This is a genomic window from Pseudomonas alcaligenes (assembly GCF_041729615.1).
GTDB classification, from domain to species: Bacteria; Pseudomonadota; Gammaproteobacteria; order Pseudomonadales; family Pseudomonadaceae; genus Aquipseudomonas; species Aquipseudomonas alcaligenes_B.
In genome coordinates, this window is record NZ_CP154874.1 from 2448090 (window position 1) to 2463620 (window position 15531).

A 15531-nucleotide genomic window follows, 5' to 3' on the forward strand; every position below is an offset into this window, starting at 1 on the left:
GCCTTGTAGGTGGACATCAGGCGTGGGTCAGGTACCAGCGCCAATCCTGCTCGCCGACTTCGCCGACGAACTGGCGGAACTCTTCCCACTTGATCGCCAGGAAGATCTTCAGGAAGTCCTCGCCGAGGGCTTCCTTGGCCCAGGCCGACTGCTCCAGGGTGCGCAGCGCGGTCAGCCAGTCGGTCGGCAGGGTTTCGCGGGCCTGCTCGTAACCGTTGCCGACGATGGCCTCGCCCGGGTCGATCTGGTGTTTGATGCCGTGGTGGATGCCGGCGAGGATCGCCGCCGCCGCGAGATAGGGGTTGGCGTCGGCGCCGCAGATGCGGTGCTCCACGTGGCGGCTCTTGGCCGGGCCGCCGGGCACGCGGAACGACACGGTGCGGTTGTTCACGCCCCAGCTCTTGGCCAGCGGCGCGTAGCTGTTGGCCTGGAAGCGGCGGTAGGAGTTGGCGTTGGGGCAGAAGATCGCCAGCGCGTCGTTGAGCGTGGCCATCATCCCGCCGATGGCGTGCCTGAGCAGCGGGGTGCCGTGCGGGTCTTCCGAGGCCATCAGGTTATTGCCCTGCTCGTCGGCCAGCGACACGTGCATATGCAGGCCGCTGCCGGCCAGGTCGCCGAACGGCTTGGCCATAAAGCAGGCAATGAGGCCATGTTTGTTGGCCACGCCCTTGACCAGACGCTTGTAACGGATGCCTTCGTCGACCGCCTGCAGGGCGTCGAAGCGGTGCTCCAGGGTCAGCTCCAGCTGGCCGGGGGCGTACTCGGAGATCGCCGTGCGCACCGGCAGGCCCTGGGCTTCGCAGGCGCTGTAGAGGTCATCGAGGAAGGCCTGCTGCTGTTCCAGCTCCAGCACGCCATACACCTGCGGCGCCTGCGGGCGCACGCCGTTGGCCTGCACGGCCGGCTGCGGGCGGCCATTGGCGTCGCGGTTCTTGTCCAGCAGGTAGAACTCCAGCTCCACCGCCATCACCGGGTGGTAGCCGTCGGCCTTGAGGCGGTCGATGGCGCGCGCCAGCACATGGCGCGGGTCGCCGGCGGCGGCCGGCTGGCCCTGGGTCGGGTGCATGCTCACCTGCACCTGACCGGTGGGCGTGGCACGCCAGGGTTGCAGGGTCAGGGAGCCGGGGATCGGGTAGGTCCAGCAGTCGGCATCGGCGACTTCCCAGACCAGGCCGCTGGCCTCGACGTCCTCGCCCTGGATGGTCAGCGAGAGGATGGAGCTGGGCAGCGGGCGGCCGTTCTCGTAGATCGCCAGTAGCTCGTCGCGGTGCAGCAGCTTGCCGCGCGGGATGCCGTTGGCGTCGATCAGCATCAGCTCGATCAGGCGCACCTCGGGGTGCTGGGCGAGGAAGTCGCGGGCTTCCTGGGGGTTGGCGAATTGCATGGTGGTGTCCTTTGCTGTGGTCCCCTCTCCCACTAGTGGGAGAGGGGCCGGGGGAGAGGGAAGGGGCTGTTGCCCTCTCCCCAGCCCTCTCCCGTAAACGGGAGAGGGAGTTAAAGCCGCGCGCCGGGAATGGCCAGCAGCTCGGTGATGGCCTGGTCCAGCATGCTGATCAGCTTGTCCACATCCTCGGCCGTGGTGCTCGGGCAGCACAGGGTCATGTTGTGGAACGGGGTGATCAGGATGCCGCGGTTGATCAGGTACAGGTGCAGGGCCATCTGCAGCTCATCGTGGAAGGCGGCCTCGGCCTCGGCACCGGTGCGTGGCGACACCGGGCAGAACTGGAACTCGCTGCGCGCGCCCAGCTCGGTCACCGACCACTTCAGGTCGTGCTTGGCAATCAGGCCGCGGAAGCCGTCGGCCAGGCGCTTGGCCAGCGGCAGCATGTGGTCGTAGGCGGCCTGGGTCATCACCTGTTCCAGGTTGGCGCGCATGCAGTGCATGGCCAGGGCGTTGGCCGACAGGGTGGTGCCCATGCCGCTGTGGCCGTGGCCATGGCTGTCTTCCTGGGCTTTCTTGCGCGAGGCGAGCATCTTCTCGGCCATCTCCGCGCTGCAGCCGAAGATGCCGCAGGGCACGCCGCCGGCGATCGGCTTGCCGACCACGAAGAAGTCCGGGTCGAGGTTCCACAGCTTGGTGCAGCCGCCGATGTCGGTGGAGATGGTGTGGGTCTCGTCGATGATCAGCAGGCTGCCGTACTTGCGCGTGAGCTCGCGGCATTTCTGCATGAAGCCCGGGTCGGGCAGGACCATGCCGATATTGGTCATGGCCGGCTCGCACAGCAGGGCGCAGACGTCGCCCTGGGCCAGCGCGGCTTCCAGCGCCTCGACGTCGTTGAACGGAATGGCGCGGCTGTATTCGGTCAGGTCATAGGCCTGGCCGACCAGGCCGGAGCGGTGCACGGTATCGCCGTCGCGGCAGCGCACCATCACGTCGTCGACGGTGCCGTGGTAGCAGCCGTCGAACACCAGCAGGGTCTTGCGCCCGGTCACCGCGCGGGCCCAGCGCAGCACGTAGCGGTTGGAGTCGGTGGCGGTGGCGGTGACCTGCCAGTAGGGCAGGCCGAAGCGCGCGGCCAGCAGCTCGCCGCAGACCACGGCGTCCTCGCCGGGCAGCATGGTGGTCAGGCCGTTGTTGGCCTGTTCGGCGATGGCCTTGGCGATCGGGTCCGGCGAGTGGCCGAACATGGTGCCGGTGTCGCCCAGGCAGAAGTCGATGTACTCGTGGCCGTCGACGTCATAGAAGCGCGCACCCTTGGCGCGCTCGACGAACAGCGGGCAGGGCGTCGACCAGTCGGCCATCCAGTGCATCGGCACGCCGGCGTACAGCGAGTTGCGCGCGCGTTCGGCCAGGGCCACGGATTTTGGGTTGCGCGCCAGGAACAATTCGCGCTCGCGGGCGGCGAAGGTTTCCACGGCGGAGGGGCTGATACCGCTGGCAGTCATGTTGAACACCTCGTTCGAATTTCTGCACATGCTATTTTGTGATCACAGAAATGGCAATAGCTCCATTTTTTAGCGATTTGATCTAGTATCGACTTGAATTTGTGATCACAAAAGGCTTATCCATGAACATGAAAGGGCAAGTGGCTCTGGTCAGCGGCGCCGGCAGCGAACAGGGCATCGGCATGGCCATCGCGCGGCGCCTGGGGCTGGCGGGTGCGCGGGTGCTGGTGACCGCCAGCAGCGCGCGCATCGAGCAGCGTGCCGCCGAGTTGCGCCAGGAAGGTATTGAAGCACGCGCCTGGGTGGCCGACCTCACCGACGAGCAGCAGGTCGCCGAACTGGCCGCCTGGGCCGAGGCGCAGTGGGGCCGGGTGGATATCCTGGTGAACAATGCCGGCATGGCCATGCAGGGTAGCCCCGAACCCTTCGCCGAGCTGGCGCAGATGGACCTGGCCACCTGGAACCTGTCCATCGCGCGCAACCTGGGCAGCGCCTTCCTGCTCACCCGCGCCGTGCTGCCGGGCATGCAGGCGCGCGGCTACGGACGCATCGTCAACATCAGCTCGACCACCGGCACCCGCGGCAGCAACATCGGCGAGGCGGCCTACAGCGCGGCCAAGGCCGGCATGCTCGGCATGAGCATGGGCCTGGCGCTGGAAGTGGCCAGGCAGGGCATCACGGTCAACAGCGTGGCGCCGGGCTGGATCGCCACCGGCTCTTCCACCGACGAGGAGCGGCATGCCGCCGAGTACACGCCGATCGGCCGTGCCGGGCGCCCCGAGGAGGTGGCCGCCGCCGTGGCCTTCCTCGCCTCGCCCGAGGCCAGCTACATCACCGGCGAGGTGCTGGTGGTGGATGGCGGCAACTGCCTGGTCGAGAACAAGGCGCCCTGAACGTTTCTGCGTCGGCCAGGCGTTGTTGTGCCAGTGCCCGGAAATGCTGATTGGCTACGGCCAGCTCCGCTTTTCGGGCACTTTCGCGCCTAGCCTGCCTCCAGCAGAATCGCCCAGCTTATTTTTCACACCGCCTAGGCACGGCTCACCCTACGCGAAGCCAACAACGAGGAACTTCAGATGCGCAACTGCCTGCTCACCCTGTCCCAGCTGCCCGCGCCGCCACGGAGCTGCTGACCCATGGCCGACAATCTGCAGGAACAGCTTTACCAACGTATCCGCGAAGGCCTGCTGTCCGGGCGCTTCCAGCCCGGCGAGCGGCTGAAGATCCGCGACCTGGCCGCCGCCTGGGGCACCAGCCCGATGCCGGTGCGCGCCGCGCTGCAGCGCCTGGTCGCCGAGGGCGCCCTGGAGGGCGAGCCACAGCGCTCGGTACGGGTGCCGGCGATGACCCGCGAGCGCTACGAGAACATCTTCCAGGTCCGCCTGGGCCTGGAGGGCCTGGCCGTCGAGCTGGCCACGCCCAACCTCACGGCCGCCGACCTGGCCGAGCTGCGCGACTGCGTGGCGCGCATGGACCTGGCCATCGAGCAGCGCCAGGTGCAGGCCTACCTGGAGGCCAACAGCCGCTTCCACCTGCAGCTGTACGGCGCCTGCGGCAACCCGGTGCTGCTGCGTTCCATCGAGTCGCTGTGGCTGCAGATCGGTCCCTTCTTCAACCGCCTGTTCACCGGCGCCGACCTGTCGCTGCGCCTCAACGATTTTCACGAGCAGGCCTTCGCCGCCATCGAGGCCGGCGACGCCAAGGCCGCGCGCCAGGCCATGGAACAGGACCTGATCTACTTCGCGCGCTTCCTTCTCAACCTGCTGGAGCTGGAGCAGAAGCCGGTGTCGGCTCGGTAAGCATGCCTAGCTCGCCGCCGCCGATTCCTGTCTTACACTGAAGGCGATCGCTTCTCCGACACCAAGGATTGCCCGATGCAGGACTACAGCGACAAGCGTTTTCTGGTGGTCGACGACTTCAACGACTTCCTCAGCTCGGTCAAGGCCATGCTGCGTGAGATGGGCGCACGTGACGTGGATACCGCCAACCGGGGCGAGGAAGCCATCGCCATGTGCCGGCAGAAGCGCTACGACATCATCCTCCACGACTACAACCTGGGGGCCGGCAAGAACGGCCAGCAGGTGCTCGAGGAACTGCTCGCCGCGCGCCTGATCAGCCACCAGTGCATCTTCGTCATGGTCACCGCCGAGAGCAGCCAGGCCATGGTCCTCAGTGCCCTCGAACATGAGCCGGACGCCTACCTGACCAAGCCGTTCAACCGTGCCAGCCTGGCCCAGCGCCTGGACAAGCTGGTGGAGCGCAAGACCCTGCTCAAACCGGTGCTGCAGGCCCTCGACAAGCAGGCCCCGGCCGAGGTGCTGGCCGCCTGCGAGCGCCTGGCCCAGCAGGACAAGCGCCTCGTGCCGCTGTGCCTGCGGCACAAGGCCGGCGCCCTGCGCGAGCTGGGCCGTGTCGATGAACTGGAGCGCCTGCTCGGCGGCGTGCTGGCCGAGCGCGCGGTGCCCTGGGCCTGCCAGGCGCTGGGCAATCTGCTGCTGGCGCGCGGCGACCTGGTGCGGGCCAAGGAAGTCTTCGAGAAGGCCCTGCAGACCTTCCCCATGCAGCCCGGCCTGTACGACGGCCTGGCCGCCGTGCTGGAGGCCCAGGGCGAGGCCCGGCGCGCCCAGGAAGTGCTGGAGGATGCCGTGCGCATCTCGCCGCTGGCCATGCGCCGGCAAATGCAGCTGGGCAAGCTGGCGATGCGCAACGAGGATTTCCAGGGTGCCTCCAAGGCCTACCGCAGCGCCGTCGAGCAGGGCCGCAACTCGCGCCTGAAGAGCCCGGAGAACTACCTGGGGCTGAGCCAGGCGCTGATCGCCGGCGCCGGCGACGAGAGCCTGGACAAGCGTGCCCTGGCCGAGATCAACCAGACCCTGGCCGAGCTGGACAACCAGTACGGCGACGACCCGGCGCTGCAGGTGCGTGCGCGCCTGATGCAGGCCAGCAGCCTGCAGAAATCCGGCGACCCGGCGCGCGCCGCGCAGCTGGCCGCCCAGGCCGTGGCGCAGCTCGACAGCCTCGGCGAATTCCTTTCCGCCGAGGCGGCCCTGGCCGTGGCCGGACAACTGCAGCAGCTGGGCCAGGCCGAAGCCGGCGCAGCCATGCTGAAGAGCTGCGTGGAGATCTACGGCGACGATGCCAAGGTCATGGAGGGCATCGCCAGGCTGACCGACGACCCGGCCATCCTCTCCGGCGGCAAGGAGGCGGTGGAGCTCAACCGCCAGGGCGTGCGCGCCTACCAGCTGGGCCGCGCCAGCGACGCCCTGGAGCTGTTCCGCCGGGCCCTGGCGCTGCAGCCGAAGAACATCAGCATCGCCCTCAACACCGCGCAATCGCTGCTGCGCCTGGGCGGCGATGCGCCCAGCGCCGAGCTGCTCGCCGAATGCCGGGCCTGCCTCGACGCAGTGCGCATGATCCCGGCCAGTGATCCGCGCCACGAGCGCTACCAGCAGTTGCGGCGCAAGGCCTTCGGCACATGAGCGGGCTGGACCTCGCCACGGTCATCGCCTCCACCGTGCACGACATGAAGAACTCCCTGGCCTTGCTCGGCCAGGCCCAGGCGCGCTGGCTGGCGCAGCTGCCGGCCGAATTGCAGGCGAGCCCCGAGCGCGGCGTGATCGAGTACGAGGCGGCGCGCCTCAACGGCATGCTGGTGCAGCTGCTCGGCCTGTACAAGCTGGGAGTCAACCAGCTGCCGCTGTACCCGGCGTACCACGAGCTGGACGACTTCATCGGTGCCCAGCTGGCGCGCCACCAGGAAATCCTCGACAGCCGTGGCATCGCCGCCCGCGGCGAGGTGGAGGCGTTCGACCTGATGGGTTTCTTCGACCAGGAACTGGTCGGTTCGGTGGTCGGCAACGTCATCGCCAACTCCATCCGCTATGCGCGCAGTGCCCTGCTGATCGGCGCCCGCGAGGAAAATGGCGAACTGCTGCTGTTCATCAACGACGACGGCGCCGGCTATCCGGCGGCAATGGTCGAGCAGCAGGGCGACTACGTGCTCGGCCTCAACCAGAGCAGCGGCAGCACCGGCCTGGGCCTGTACTTCGCCGCGCGCATCGCCGAGCTGCACGAACGCGACGGCCGCCGCGGGCGCATCGAACTGGGCAACGGCGGGCCGCTGGGCGGCGGCGAGTTCCGCATCTACCTGCCCTGAAGAGGGCAGAGGCAAACACCTCGGTTTGCTTTCTCCGATGTTCTATCCCGAATCGATATAAGTCTGTCTTTGGCCTTCCCCGCCCCCTGTACTAGCGTGCCTCTTGTGCCGTGCATCCCCCGAGGATCACTGGCGGGCATGGATGTCTCCGGCAGTGGCTCGTGCCCCCGACAAGAACAACAAGACGAGGACATGCCGATGAAATCTGCCCTGCTGGCCTGCTGCGTCTCCGCGGCGGCCCTGCTCATCACCACGCCTGCGCATGCCGAACTGGGCGACTACAGCTTCTGGAAGACCCTGCTCAACCTCACCGCGCCGCCGCCGGCGGACAACCAGGTCACCCCCGAGCAGGCCAGCGGCCCCTATCCGCTGCTGAACAACCCAGGCGGCTTCAACTCCGGCTTCAAGCCGGCCAGCTACTACGCCTGGCAGACCGTGCAGCTGGCGCCGCAGACCGGCGCCGTATGCGGCAACGGCTCACCCTACAAGTTCTTCGTCAACCGTGTGCCGAATACGACCAACACCATCATCTACCTGGAAGGCGGGGGCGCCTGCTGGGACTACGCCAGTTGCAGCGGACAGAGCGGTATCCGTGGCGCGCGCAACCCGGACGGCATTCCCGACGACTACATGAGCCTGCTCAACCCCGGTGCCAGCCTGGTCAGCCCGCTGGTGGTGCGCCTGCACCCCTGGACGCGGACCAAGCCGCAGAACTGGAACATGGTCTACGTGCCCTACTGCACCGGCGACATCTACTCCGGCGACAAGGTGGCCATCTATGAAGACCCGCAGAACCAGCAGCCGCCGCTGGTGTGGCACCACAACGGTCTGCGCAACACCCGTGCCGTGGTGGCCTGGCTGAAGAACAACCTGCCGCGCCCGGCGCAGCTGCTCACCACCGGCTGCAGTGCCGGCGGCGCCGGCAGCCTGACCAACTACGTGGGCATCCGCCAGGACATGGCGCCGAGCCGGGGCTTCCTGCTCAACGACTCGGGACCGGTGTTCAGCGCGCCGCTCGGTAGCGACAGTAGCCAGTATCCCTCGCGCCTGCTGCAGGATCACATCCGTGTCGTCTGGGGGCTCGATGCAGGGCCGCTGCCCTTCCTGCAGAGCCGCCTGCCGGGGCTCGACAGCGGCGACCTGGGCAGCCTCTACCGTGCACTGTCGAGCAACCTGCCGGGCGATCGTCTGGGCCACACGCACTTCTGGGAGGACCTCAACTACTCGTCCTATTCCTACGAGCGCTTCCACCCGGACATCATCGCCGCCCCGGATGCCGCCACCAGGGAGGCGCTGATCCACGCCAAGTGGGACGTGGACACCGGCCGCCTGCGCGACCAGCTGGCCAACCTGGATAACTTCGGCGGCTACTTCCCGCAGTACCGGGCGGTCAACGAGAGCCACTGCACCAGCATCATCGAGTTCCCCAACTCGGACATCCAGGAGCAGAGCCTGGAGCTCGACCACTTCGTCAACAACCTGCTGGATGGCAGCGGCGCGGTGCTCTCGGCCTCGGAAAGCAGCGATGCGGCGGACAAGGCCAAGCCGTTCAACCTGCTGTACTACGTACTCGACCAGCTGCTCTGAGGAGCGCGCGGCGCCCTACTGGTAGGCCTGCTCCCGGGCCTCCTGCAGGCGCTGGCGCAGGTACTGGTCGCGGCTCAGGCCCTCGGGGATGCTGTCCAGGGCCAGCACCTCCTCGACGATTCGCTGCTCCTCGGCCTTGTAGCGGGTGTGGCGCGCATCGGGGGCCTTGGCCTGCGCCTCGCGCGTCGCGCTTAGCGCCTGGTAGCGGGCCACCAGCACATCGGCGCGGGCCTTCTGCGTTGCCTTGTCGCCGCCCTCGGCCTGGGCCAGGCCGACCTGCAGCAGCAGCGCCTCGCTCAGTGCCAGCTCGCCGGCCGCCTCGCGCCGGTCGATCTCCCGGGCCAGGGCCTCGGCCTGGCGCCGGCGCTCCTCCTCGTCCAGGCTCGCGGCGTCTTCGATGAAGCTCCGGTAGTCGCTGGCGAAGCCCAGGCGGGCCTGGTAGTCGCGCACGGCGGGGCTGTGCAGCAGGGCCTCACGCCGCGCGCCGTCGGCCAGTGCGTCAGCATCGGCAGGCGCGGGCGGGGCAGCGCTCGGCGCGGCCGGCGCGGGGGTGTCCTGTGAGGCCGCCAGGCCCAGCCACAGGCCGGCACCGATGGCCAGGCCGGCGAGGGTGGTCAGGGGCAGCCAGCGAGGAATCCTGCTCATGGATGTGGGGCTCCGGGAGGCACTGGCTGCCAGTTAAGCCCAGTGCCCGGCCAGCCGCCAGCGGCGCCTCAGCTTTCCAGCCAGACGTCGCGGCACCAGTGCCAGACCGAGTCCCAGCTCTCGTCGGTCAGTTCGCCCGTGCTGCCGTCCCACAGCCAGACGGTGCCTTCCACGTCCACCGCGTAGTAGTCGCGGCCGTCCTGGCACAGCGGCACCAGGTCGCGCGGCAGGCCGCGGTCCCAGGCCACCGAGGCGACTTCCGGCAGGTAGGTGTGCGAGTGCGGGTCGCTGGCGGTAACCGGCTCCAGGCGGCCGTAGACCACGTCGCTGACCTTGAGCAGGTATTCGCGCAGCTCGAAGGGCAGGTGGATGAGGATCTGCTCCTGGATCTCCACCAGGGTCTCCTCGTCCGGCAGCTCCAGTGGCACCGGCACCGGCTCGTTGAGTTCGCGCAGCTGATCGATGACTTCTTCCACGGGCGTCTCCAGGCAAGCGAGGTTCGGCTAGAGGGTAGCCGAACGGAGGCGCGTTTTACCCTGTGTGGCGGGCGAGGGGAAGTGGGCCGGGTGCCGATCTGTCCACGCAGGTCGAGTCGTGCTGGGTGGCTACCCTCTCCCCCGGCCCCTCTCCCATGAATGGGAGAGGGGGGAAACCGCGTCTACCTCGGCAACTGGGATTGCAGCTTTTACATCAGGCGCTTGCCGTCCTCGCGGGTGATCACCACGGTGGCCGAGCGCGGGCGGCGGCCGGGGCCGTCCGGCCAGCTGCTGAGCAGGTTGGTCGCGGTGGAGCCTTCGCCCGGGTGCTGGATGTTGACGAACAGGGTGCGGAAGTCCGGCGTGGCGCTGATGCCGGTGACTTCGGCGCCGATCGGGCCGGTGAGGAAGCGCTTGACCTCGCCGCTGCGCGGGTCGGCCACCAGCATCTGGTTGTGGCCGAAGGGGCCGCTGGCCAGCTGGCTGCCGCTCATGTCGGTCTGGATCCACAGGCGGCCGTCCGGGTCGAACCACAGGCCGTCCGGGCTGGCCAGGATGCTCGCGTCGGTGAGCGCCGCGCCATCCGGGCCGCGACTGTCGCCCTGCGGCCCGGCGAGCAGGAAGATGTCCCAGTTGAAGCGCTTGCCGGCGTGGTCGCGACGGTCCTCGCGCCAGCGGATGATGTGGCCGTAGGGGTTGGCCGCGCGCGGGTTGGCCGCATCGGCGACGGTACGCGAGCTGTTGTTGGTGAGGGTGAAATAGACTTCGCCGTTATCCGGGTTGACCGCGCCCCACTCGGGTCGGTCCATCTTGGTGGCGCCGACGATGTCGGCGGCCAGGCGGGTATTGATCAGCACCTCACCCTGGTCGGCGAAGCTCACCCCGGCCGCCGCGCAGGCCGCCTGGAAGGCCTTGTCCTTGAGGTCCAGGGCCAGCCAGTCGCCCGTGCCGTCGGCATTGAAGCGCGCCACGTAAAGGGTGCCCTCGTCGAGCAGGCGGCCGGGCTGGCGCAGCAGCGGCAGGTACTTGCCGCGGCTGACGTACTTGTAGATGTACTCGTTCTGCGAGTCGTCGCCGGAGTAGCACACCAGCGGGCGGCCGGCCCTGACCGGGGCGAAGATCAGGCCCTCGTGGGCGAAGCGGCCGAGGGCGCTGTGCTTGATCGGAGTGGAGGTCGGGTCGAAGGGGTCGATCTCGACGATCCAGCCGAAGTGGTTGGGCTCGTTGCGGTAGTCGCCGCTGGCGTCGGCGGCCTTGCGGGTGGCGTCGAAGCGCTGGAATTCGTCGCCGGGCAGGGTGTCCCAGCCGAAGCGGCTGCTGCTGCGCAGGCCGTAGCGCTTCAGTTCGCGCGGCAGCTCGGCGTCGCGGCTGGCGAAGTAGCCGGCCCAGTTTTCCTCGCAGGTCAGGTAGGTGCCCCAGGGCGTCACGCCGTGGGCGCAGTTGTTCTGCGTACCGCGGGTGGCGGTGCCGTCCGGGCTGTGTAGGGTCCTGAGCAGGGCGTGGCCGCGCGCCGGGCCGGCCATCTGCATCGGCGTGGCGGCGGTGATGCGGCGGTTGTAGGGGCCGGGCACCACCTGCCAGTCGCCGAAGCGGTCGCGGCGGATCTCGACGATGGTCACGCCGTGGGCGTTGATTTCCTTGCGCACTTCCTCGGCCGAGGTGCGCTTGCCGTCCACCACGCTCGGGCCGTTGGGGTGCAGCAGCGGCGCGTCGATGTACTCGTTGTTGAACACCAGCAGGCCGTGGCTGGAACGGCGCCCGCCACCGTGGCGGCCGTCGATGGGGAAGAAGTGCATGCCGTCGTGGTGCATGCCGACCTGCTCGGCCTGGTCCTGGGCGCTGTTGCTGGCGTCCTCGAGGAAGGCCGGGAAGCGCCCGCCGATCGGCGTGCCCCAGGGCAGGATGACGCTGGCACGGTAACCGGCCGGCACCTGGATGGCGTCGGCGCGGCTCACCGGCACGGCGTCGAAGGGCAGGCGGTTGCGCTTGCCCAACGGCAGCCTGGCGCCCTGTTCGGCGGCCGCGACCGCCTGTGGCAGTACACCGAGGAAGCCCAGCGCACCGACGGCCGCGCCACCGGCAAGGATCTGCCGGCGGCGCTGGTCGATCAGCTCGCTCATGTGCAGGTTGCCGCAATGGTTGCTGGGGCGTTCATCGCCGCTGCCAAAGAGCACGGCGTCGTGGTCATCGAGGCTCATCGTTCGGGTCCTTCTGCTGAGGAGGTGCGACGGAGCCATGACGCTAGCGGGCAAAGAAGACGGGACTGTGACGCTGAGGTGGCGGATCTGTGGATTGCGACCCGCTTAACGTTTTACCGGCGCTGTGACGCGGGCAGAAAAAACCCGGGCCAGGCCCGGGTTCCGTGGTGCGTGCAGCGATCAGCCGTTCTGGCGGATGCCGGCCACCAGCCAGGGCTGGTCGTCGCCGTTGACCCGCTCCATGCGCCAGCTCTCGCTGAAGGGCTCGCCCTGGTCGAAGCGCGAGGTCTTGGCCAGGCCGCGGAAGGTCAGGGTGGCGACGGTCTTGTCGGCCAGTTCGTCGATGCCGTCCAGCTGTACCTCGAGGGCGTCGATGTAGGTGGACTGGTAGCCGTCGCCCAGGCTGGCGCGCTCTTCCTTGAGGAAGCTGAGCATCTGCGGGGTGACGAACTCGGCGATCTTGTCCATGTCGCCGGCGTCCCAGTGCTGCTGCAGGGCCAGGAAGTGCTCGCGGCCGGCGCTGACGAAGCGCTGCTCGTCGAACCAGGCCGGGGCGTTGAAGGCCGGGCGGGCGGCGACCGGCGCGCTACCGCCGAAGATCGGCTGCTGCGGCATCTGGCGCTGCATGCCGCCGGCCATCGCCGGCTGGCCCTGGGCCTGACGGCGGGCGGCGAACAGGCGGAAGATGACGAATGCGATCAGGCCGAGGAGCAGGATGTCGAGCAGCTGGATGCCCTCGAAGCCGTCACCCATGAACATGGCGGCGAGCAGGCCGCCGGCGGCGATGCCGGCCAGCGGGCCGAGCCAGCGCGAAGCACCGCTGGCTGCCGGGGCGGCACGCCCGGCGGTGGCCGCGGCGCCACTGGTGGCGGCCGGCTGGCTGGCGCTGGGGGCGTCGGCCTGGCGGGTCTGGTGGGTCGGCGCGGAGCCGAAGGACTTGCCGCCGCCCATGCGCTTGGCGCTGGCGTCGAGGCTGAGGGTCAGGCCCAGGCACAGGGCCAGGGCGATGCTGAGAAAACGCTGCATGTGGGGTGATCCCGCTGAGGTTGTGGTTCGCGCGTCATGCTGCCGCAGTCCCGGGTGGCTGGCCAGCCGCAGAATGTTTCCGGATTTATGTACAACTGTGTCTGTTCGCCGCGCCGGGCATCCGGTACACCGGGGTTTTCGCCACAGGCACGCGAGGTGCGCCATGTACATTCCCAAGGCATTCGCCACCACCGAGCTGGGCCAGCTGCACGGCCTGATCGAGCACAGCCGCCTGGCCGTGCTGGTCACCCAGGGTGCGCAGGGGCTGCAGGCCAGCCACCTGCCGTTGCTGCTGGCGCCGGACGAGGGCGAGTTCGGCACCCTGTACGGCCACTTCGCCCGGGCCAACCCGCAGTGGCGCGAGCTGCAGGCCGGTGCCGAGGTGCTGGTGGTGTTCCAGGGCGCCGAGGCCTATGTCAGCCCGAGCTTCTATCCGTCCAAGGCCGAGCACGGCAAGGTGGTGCCGACCTGGAACTACCAGGCCGTGCACGCCTATGGCCGTGCCGAGGTGTTCGACGCGCGCGAGCGCCTGCTGGCGCTGGTCAGCGCCCTCAGCGACAGGCACGAACAGGGCCGCGAGCGACCCTGGGCGGTGAGCGAGGCGCCGGCCGAGTACATCGAGGCCATGCTGCGCGCCATCGTCGGCTTCGCCCTGCCCATCGCCCGGCTGGAGGGCAAGGCCAAGCTCAGCCAGAACAAGGACGCCGCCGATTTCGCCGGGGTGCACGCGGGACTGGCGGCCTCGCCGTTGCAGGTCGAGCGCCAGCTGGCGCAGGAGATGGCCCTGCTGCGCGGCGCCTAGCTGAGCAGCCAGCCCAGCGCCGGGCCTCGCAGCTGGCGGCGCAGCAGGGCGCGCAGGTCGGCCTCGTCCCCCCGGGGCTGGCGCAGCCAGTGCACGAAGGTGCGCAGGTAGGCGGCGGTGAGCAGGCTTTCCTCGGCGATGCGCGCCAGGTGCAGGCTCTGCCGGCCGGCCGCCTCGCGCCACCACTGCACGGTGCGGCTGATGCGCAGCAGGCCGCCGACCTGCAGGTGGACATGGCCGGGCTCCAGCTTGTACAGCAGCATCTGCCCGGTCAGCGCGCGGTGCCCGGCGAGCGCCGCCAGCCAGGCCAGCAGCAGCTCCTCCAGGCGTTTCTCGGCGCTCAGCGCGGCCAGGTCGGCGCCCTTGGCGCGGGCCAGCAGGGCCTGGTCGGCGCGGTCGAACCAGGCCTCGACCAGGTCGTCCTTCTGCCGGTAGTGCTTGGCGATGGCGACCAGATCGCAGCCCAGCGCGGCGGCGACCTGGTGCAGGTGCAGGGCTTCCCAGCCGCAGTGCTCGGCCAGGTCGAGGGCGCAGTCGAGGATCTGCGCGGCGGAAGGGCTCGAACGGGGCATGGCGGCTACCTCCGTCCGACAGTATGGTCAGTCCGGCCCGACAGACGCGGCGGTCTGACGGGCGGCCTGCCCTGGCATCAGCGCCAGTTGAACAGTTCTTTCTCGGTCACCTCGTGCAGCGGCGCCACCTGGGCCTGGAAGGCCTGCATGGAGGCCCAGATGCGCCCGTTCAGCTCGTTCTGCGCGGCCAGCTCGCCGAGCACCAGGGCGGATTGCTGGCGCAGGGCGGCCAGCACCTCGTCGGGCAGGCGCTTGAGCTCGGTGCCCTGCTGCTTGAGCTCTTCCAGGGCGCGGGCGTTGTTGAACACGTAGTCGTCCTGCATGTCCTGGTTGGCGGCGCGGGCGGCTTCCTCGACTATTGCCTCGAGGTCGTCCGGCAGGCTGTCCAGGGCCTTCTGGTTGACCAGCAGCTCCAGTGCCGCCTGCGGCTCCTGCCAGGCCGGGTAGTAGTAGTACTTGGCCGCCTTGTGCAGGCCGAAGGCCAGGTCGTTGTAGGGGCTGACCCAGTCGGTGGCGTCGATGGCGCCGGTCTGCAGGGCGGTGAACACCTCGCCGCCGGGCAGGTTAACGGTGGTGGCGCCGAGCCGGCTGAGCACCTCGCCGCCGAGGCCGGGCATGCGGATCTTCAGACCCTTGAGGTCGTCCAGCGAGGCGATCTCCTTGTTGAACCAGCCACCCATCTGCATGCCGGTGTTGCCCACGGTCAGCGGCTTCACGCCGAACGGTGCGTAGGCCTCGGCCCACAGGGCCTGGCCGCCGCCGTGGCTGAGCCAGGCGTTCATCTCCGAAGCGGACAGGCCGAAGGGCACGGCGGTGAAGAACTGCGCGGCCGGCACCTTGCCCTTCCAGTAGTAGGCGGCGCCGTGGCCCAGCTCGGCGGTGCCCTGGGATACCGCGTCGAACACCTCCAGCGCCGGCACCAGCTCGCCGGCGGCATACACCTTGATCTGCAGGCGCCCGCCGCTCATCGCCGCGACCCGCTCGGCGAAGCGGTTGGCCGCGGTGCCCAGGCCCGGATAGTTCTTCGGCCAGGCGGTGACCATCTTCCACTGGAAGCTCTGCGCCGGGGCGGCGGCTGGCGTGGCGGCGGTCTGGTTCTCGTCCTTGCAGGCGGCCAGGCCGAGGGCGGCGAGGATGCCGGCGAGCAGCATCAGGGGGCGGCGGATCATGGGGGCTCCTTGTTGTA

Annotated in this window: 14 protein-coding genes; 6 read left to right on the forward strand and 8 right to left on the reverse strand. The window is 69.1% G+C overall.

Features of this window, described 5'->3' with window-relative positions; translation table 11 throughout:
* Window positions 1-16: 16 nt before the first annotated feature.
* Together AAG092_RS11905 and AAG092_RS11910 are read right to left on the reverse strand one after the other, a co-directional pair.
* The gene (locus AAG092_RS11905) at window positions 17-1384 is read right to left on the reverse strand and encodes a glutamine synthetase family protein (protein WP_110680631.1); all 1368 of its coding nucleotides are present in this window, start codon (window positions 1382-1384) and stop codon (window positions 17-19) included.
* 110 nt (window positions 1385-1494) lie between these two features.
* Entirely contained in the window at window positions 1495-2886 is a 1392-nt protein-coding gene (locus AAG092_RS11910; RefSeq protein WP_373386852.1) for an aspartate aminotransferase family protein, read from the reverse strand.
* 122 nt (window positions 2887-3008) lie between these two features.
* Here AAG092_RS11910 and AAG092_RS11915 point away from each other — a divergent pair, with 122 nt between their 5' ends.
* From AAG092_RS11915 to AAG092_RS11935, 5 genes are all read left to right on the forward strand, one after another.
* Entirely contained in the window at window positions 3009-3779 is a 771-nt protein-coding gene (locus AAG092_RS11915; protein WP_373386853.1) for an SDR family NAD(P)-dependent oxidoreductase, read from the forward strand.
* A 240-nt stretch (window positions 3780-4019) separates the two neighbouring features.
* A complete protein-coding gene (locus tag AAG092_RS11920; protein ID WP_373386854.1) occupies window positions 4020-4682 on the forward strand; it encodes a GntR family transcriptional regulator in 663 nt (220 codons plus the stop codon).
* A gap of 75 nt (window positions 4683-4757) precedes the next feature.
* The gene (locus tag AAG092_RS11925; RefSeq protein WP_373386855.1) at window positions 4758-6362 is read left to right on the forward strand and encodes a response regulator; all 1605 of its coding nucleotides are present in this window, start codon (window positions 4758-4760) and stop codon (window positions 6360-6362) included.
* Window positions 6359-7039, forward strand: a complete 681-nt coding sequence (locus AAG092_RS11930; protein WP_110680635.1) for a sensor histidine kinase KdpD — start codon at window positions 6359-6361, stop codon at window positions 7037-7039. The genes AAG092_RS11925 and AAG092_RS11930 overlap by 4 nt, the downstream gene beginning before the upstream one ends.
* Before the next feature lie 192 nt (window positions 7040-7231).
* Complete coding sequence (locus tag AAG092_RS11935) at window positions 7232-8626, forward strand: pectin acetylesterase-family hydrolase (RefSeq protein WP_373386856.1); 1395 nt, start codon at window positions 7232-7234, stop codon at window positions 8624-8626.
* 15 nt (window positions 8627-8641) lie between these two features.
* Here AAG092_RS11935 and AAG092_RS11940 read toward each other — a convergent pair whose 3' ends face one another.
* From AAG092_RS11940 to AAG092_RS11955, 4 genes are all read right to left on the reverse strand, one after another.
* Complete coding sequence (locus tag AAG092_RS11940) at window positions 8642-9271, reverse strand: hypothetical protein (protein WP_373386857.1); 630 nt, start codon at window positions 9269-9271, stop codon at window positions 8642-8644.
* A gap of 68 nt (window positions 9272-9339) precedes the next feature.
* Entirely contained in the window at window positions 9340-9747 is a 408-nt protein-coding gene (locus AAG092_RS11945) for an SMI1/KNR4 family protein (protein WP_373386858.1), read from the reverse strand.
* A 209-nt stretch (window positions 9748-9956) separates the two neighbouring features.
* Window positions 9957-11945 (reverse strand): PhoX family phosphatase, encoded by a 1989-nt coding sequence (locus AAG092_RS11950; RefSeq protein ID WP_373386859.1) that lies wholly within the window; start codon window positions 11943-11945, stop codon window positions 9957-9959.
* A 180-nt stretch (window positions 11946-12125) separates the two neighbouring features.
* Window positions 12126-12971 (reverse strand): Tim44 domain-containing protein, encoded by an 846-nt coding sequence (locus tag AAG092_RS11955; RefSeq protein ID WP_373386860.1) that lies wholly within the window; start codon window positions 12969-12971, stop codon window positions 12126-12128.
* 163 nt (window positions 12972-13134) lie between these two features.
* On the opposite strand from AAG092_RS11955, the gene AAG092_RS11960 reads away from it, so the two are divergent.
* Window positions 13135-13773, forward strand: a complete 639-nt coding sequence (locus AAG092_RS11960) for an FMN-binding negative transcriptional regulator (protein WP_373386861.1) — start codon at window positions 13135-13137, stop codon at window positions 13771-13773.
* On the opposite strand, the gene AAG092_RS11965 is transcribed toward AAG092_RS11960, so the two are convergent.
* Both AAG092_RS11965 and AAG092_RS11970 read right to left on the reverse strand, forming a co-directional pair.
* Window positions 13770-14345, reverse strand: coding sequence for a TetR/AcrR family transcriptional regulator (locus AAG092_RS11965; protein WP_373386862.1), 576 nt, complete (start codon window positions 14343-14345; stop codon window positions 13770-13772). The genes AAG092_RS11960 and AAG092_RS11965 overlap by 4 nt on opposite strands.
* Window positions 14346-14422: 77 nt before the next feature.
* Window positions 14423-15514 carry a TRAP transporter substrate-binding protein gene (locus tag AAG092_RS11970; protein ID WP_110680642.1) on the reverse strand — a complete coding sequence of 364 codons (1092 nt, stop codon included), beginning with the start codon at window positions 15512-15514 and terminating at the stop codon, window positions 14423-14425.
* Window positions 15515-15531 lie beyond the last annotated feature (17 nt).

What these genes read in the sequence shown, in the direction of transcription:
- AAG092_RS11905 (WP_110680631.1), bottom strand. Translation starts at nt 1,384, where the DNA reads ATGCAATTCGCCAACCCCCAGGAAGCCCGCGACTTCCTCGCCCAGCAC.
- AAG092_RS11910 (WP_373386852.1), bottom strand. Translation starts at nt 2,886, where the DNA reads ATGACTGCCAGCGGTATCAGCCCCTCCGCCGTGGAAACCTTCGCCGCC.
- AAG092_RS11915 (WP_373386853.1), top strand. Translation starts at nt 3,009, where the DNA reads ATGAACATGAAAGGGCAAGTGGCTCTGGTCAGCGGCGCCGGCAGCGAA.
- AAG092_RS11920 (WP_373386854.1), top strand. Translation starts at nt 4,020, where the DNA reads ATGGCCGACAATCTGCAGGAACAGCTTTACCAACGTATCCGCGAAGGC.
- AAG092_RS11925 (WP_373386855.1), top strand. Translation starts at nt 4,758, where the DNA reads ATGCAGGACTACAGCGACAAGCGTTTTCTGGTGGTCGACGACTTCAAC.
- AAG092_RS11930 (WP_110680635.1), top strand. Translation starts at nt 6,359, where the DNA reads ATGAGCGGGCTGGACCTCGCCACGGTCATCGCCTCCACCGTGCACGAC.
- AAG092_RS11935 (WP_373386856.1), top strand. Translation starts at nt 7,232, where the DNA reads ATGCCGATGAAATCTGCCCTGCTGGCCTGCTGCGTCTCCGCGGCGGCC.
- AAG092_RS11940 (WP_373386857.1), bottom strand. Translation starts at nt 9,271, where the DNA reads ATGAGCAGGATTCCTCGCTGGCTGCCCCTGACCACCCTCGCCGGCCTG.
- AAG092_RS11950 (WP_373386859.1), bottom strand. Translation starts at nt 11,945, where the DNA reads ATGAGCCTCGATGACCACGACGCCGTGCTCTTTGGCAGCGGCGATGAA.
- AAG092_RS11955 (WP_373386860.1), bottom strand. Translation starts at nt 12,971, where the DNA reads ATGCAGCGTTTTCTCAGCATCGCCCTGGCCCTGTGCCTGGGCCTGACC.
- AAG092_RS11960 (WP_373386861.1), top strand. Translation starts at nt 13,135, where the DNA reads ATGTACATTCCCAAGGCATTCGCCACCACCGAGCTGGGCCAGCTGCAC.
- AAG092_RS11965 (WP_373386862.1), bottom strand. Translation starts at nt 14,345, where the DNA reads ATGCCCCGTTCGAGCCCTTCCGCCGCGCAGATCCTCGACTGCGCCCTC.
- AAG092_RS11970 (WP_110680642.1), bottom strand. Translation starts at nt 15,514, where the DNA reads ATGATCCGCCGCCCCCTGATGCTGCTCGCCGGCATCCTCGCCGCCCTC.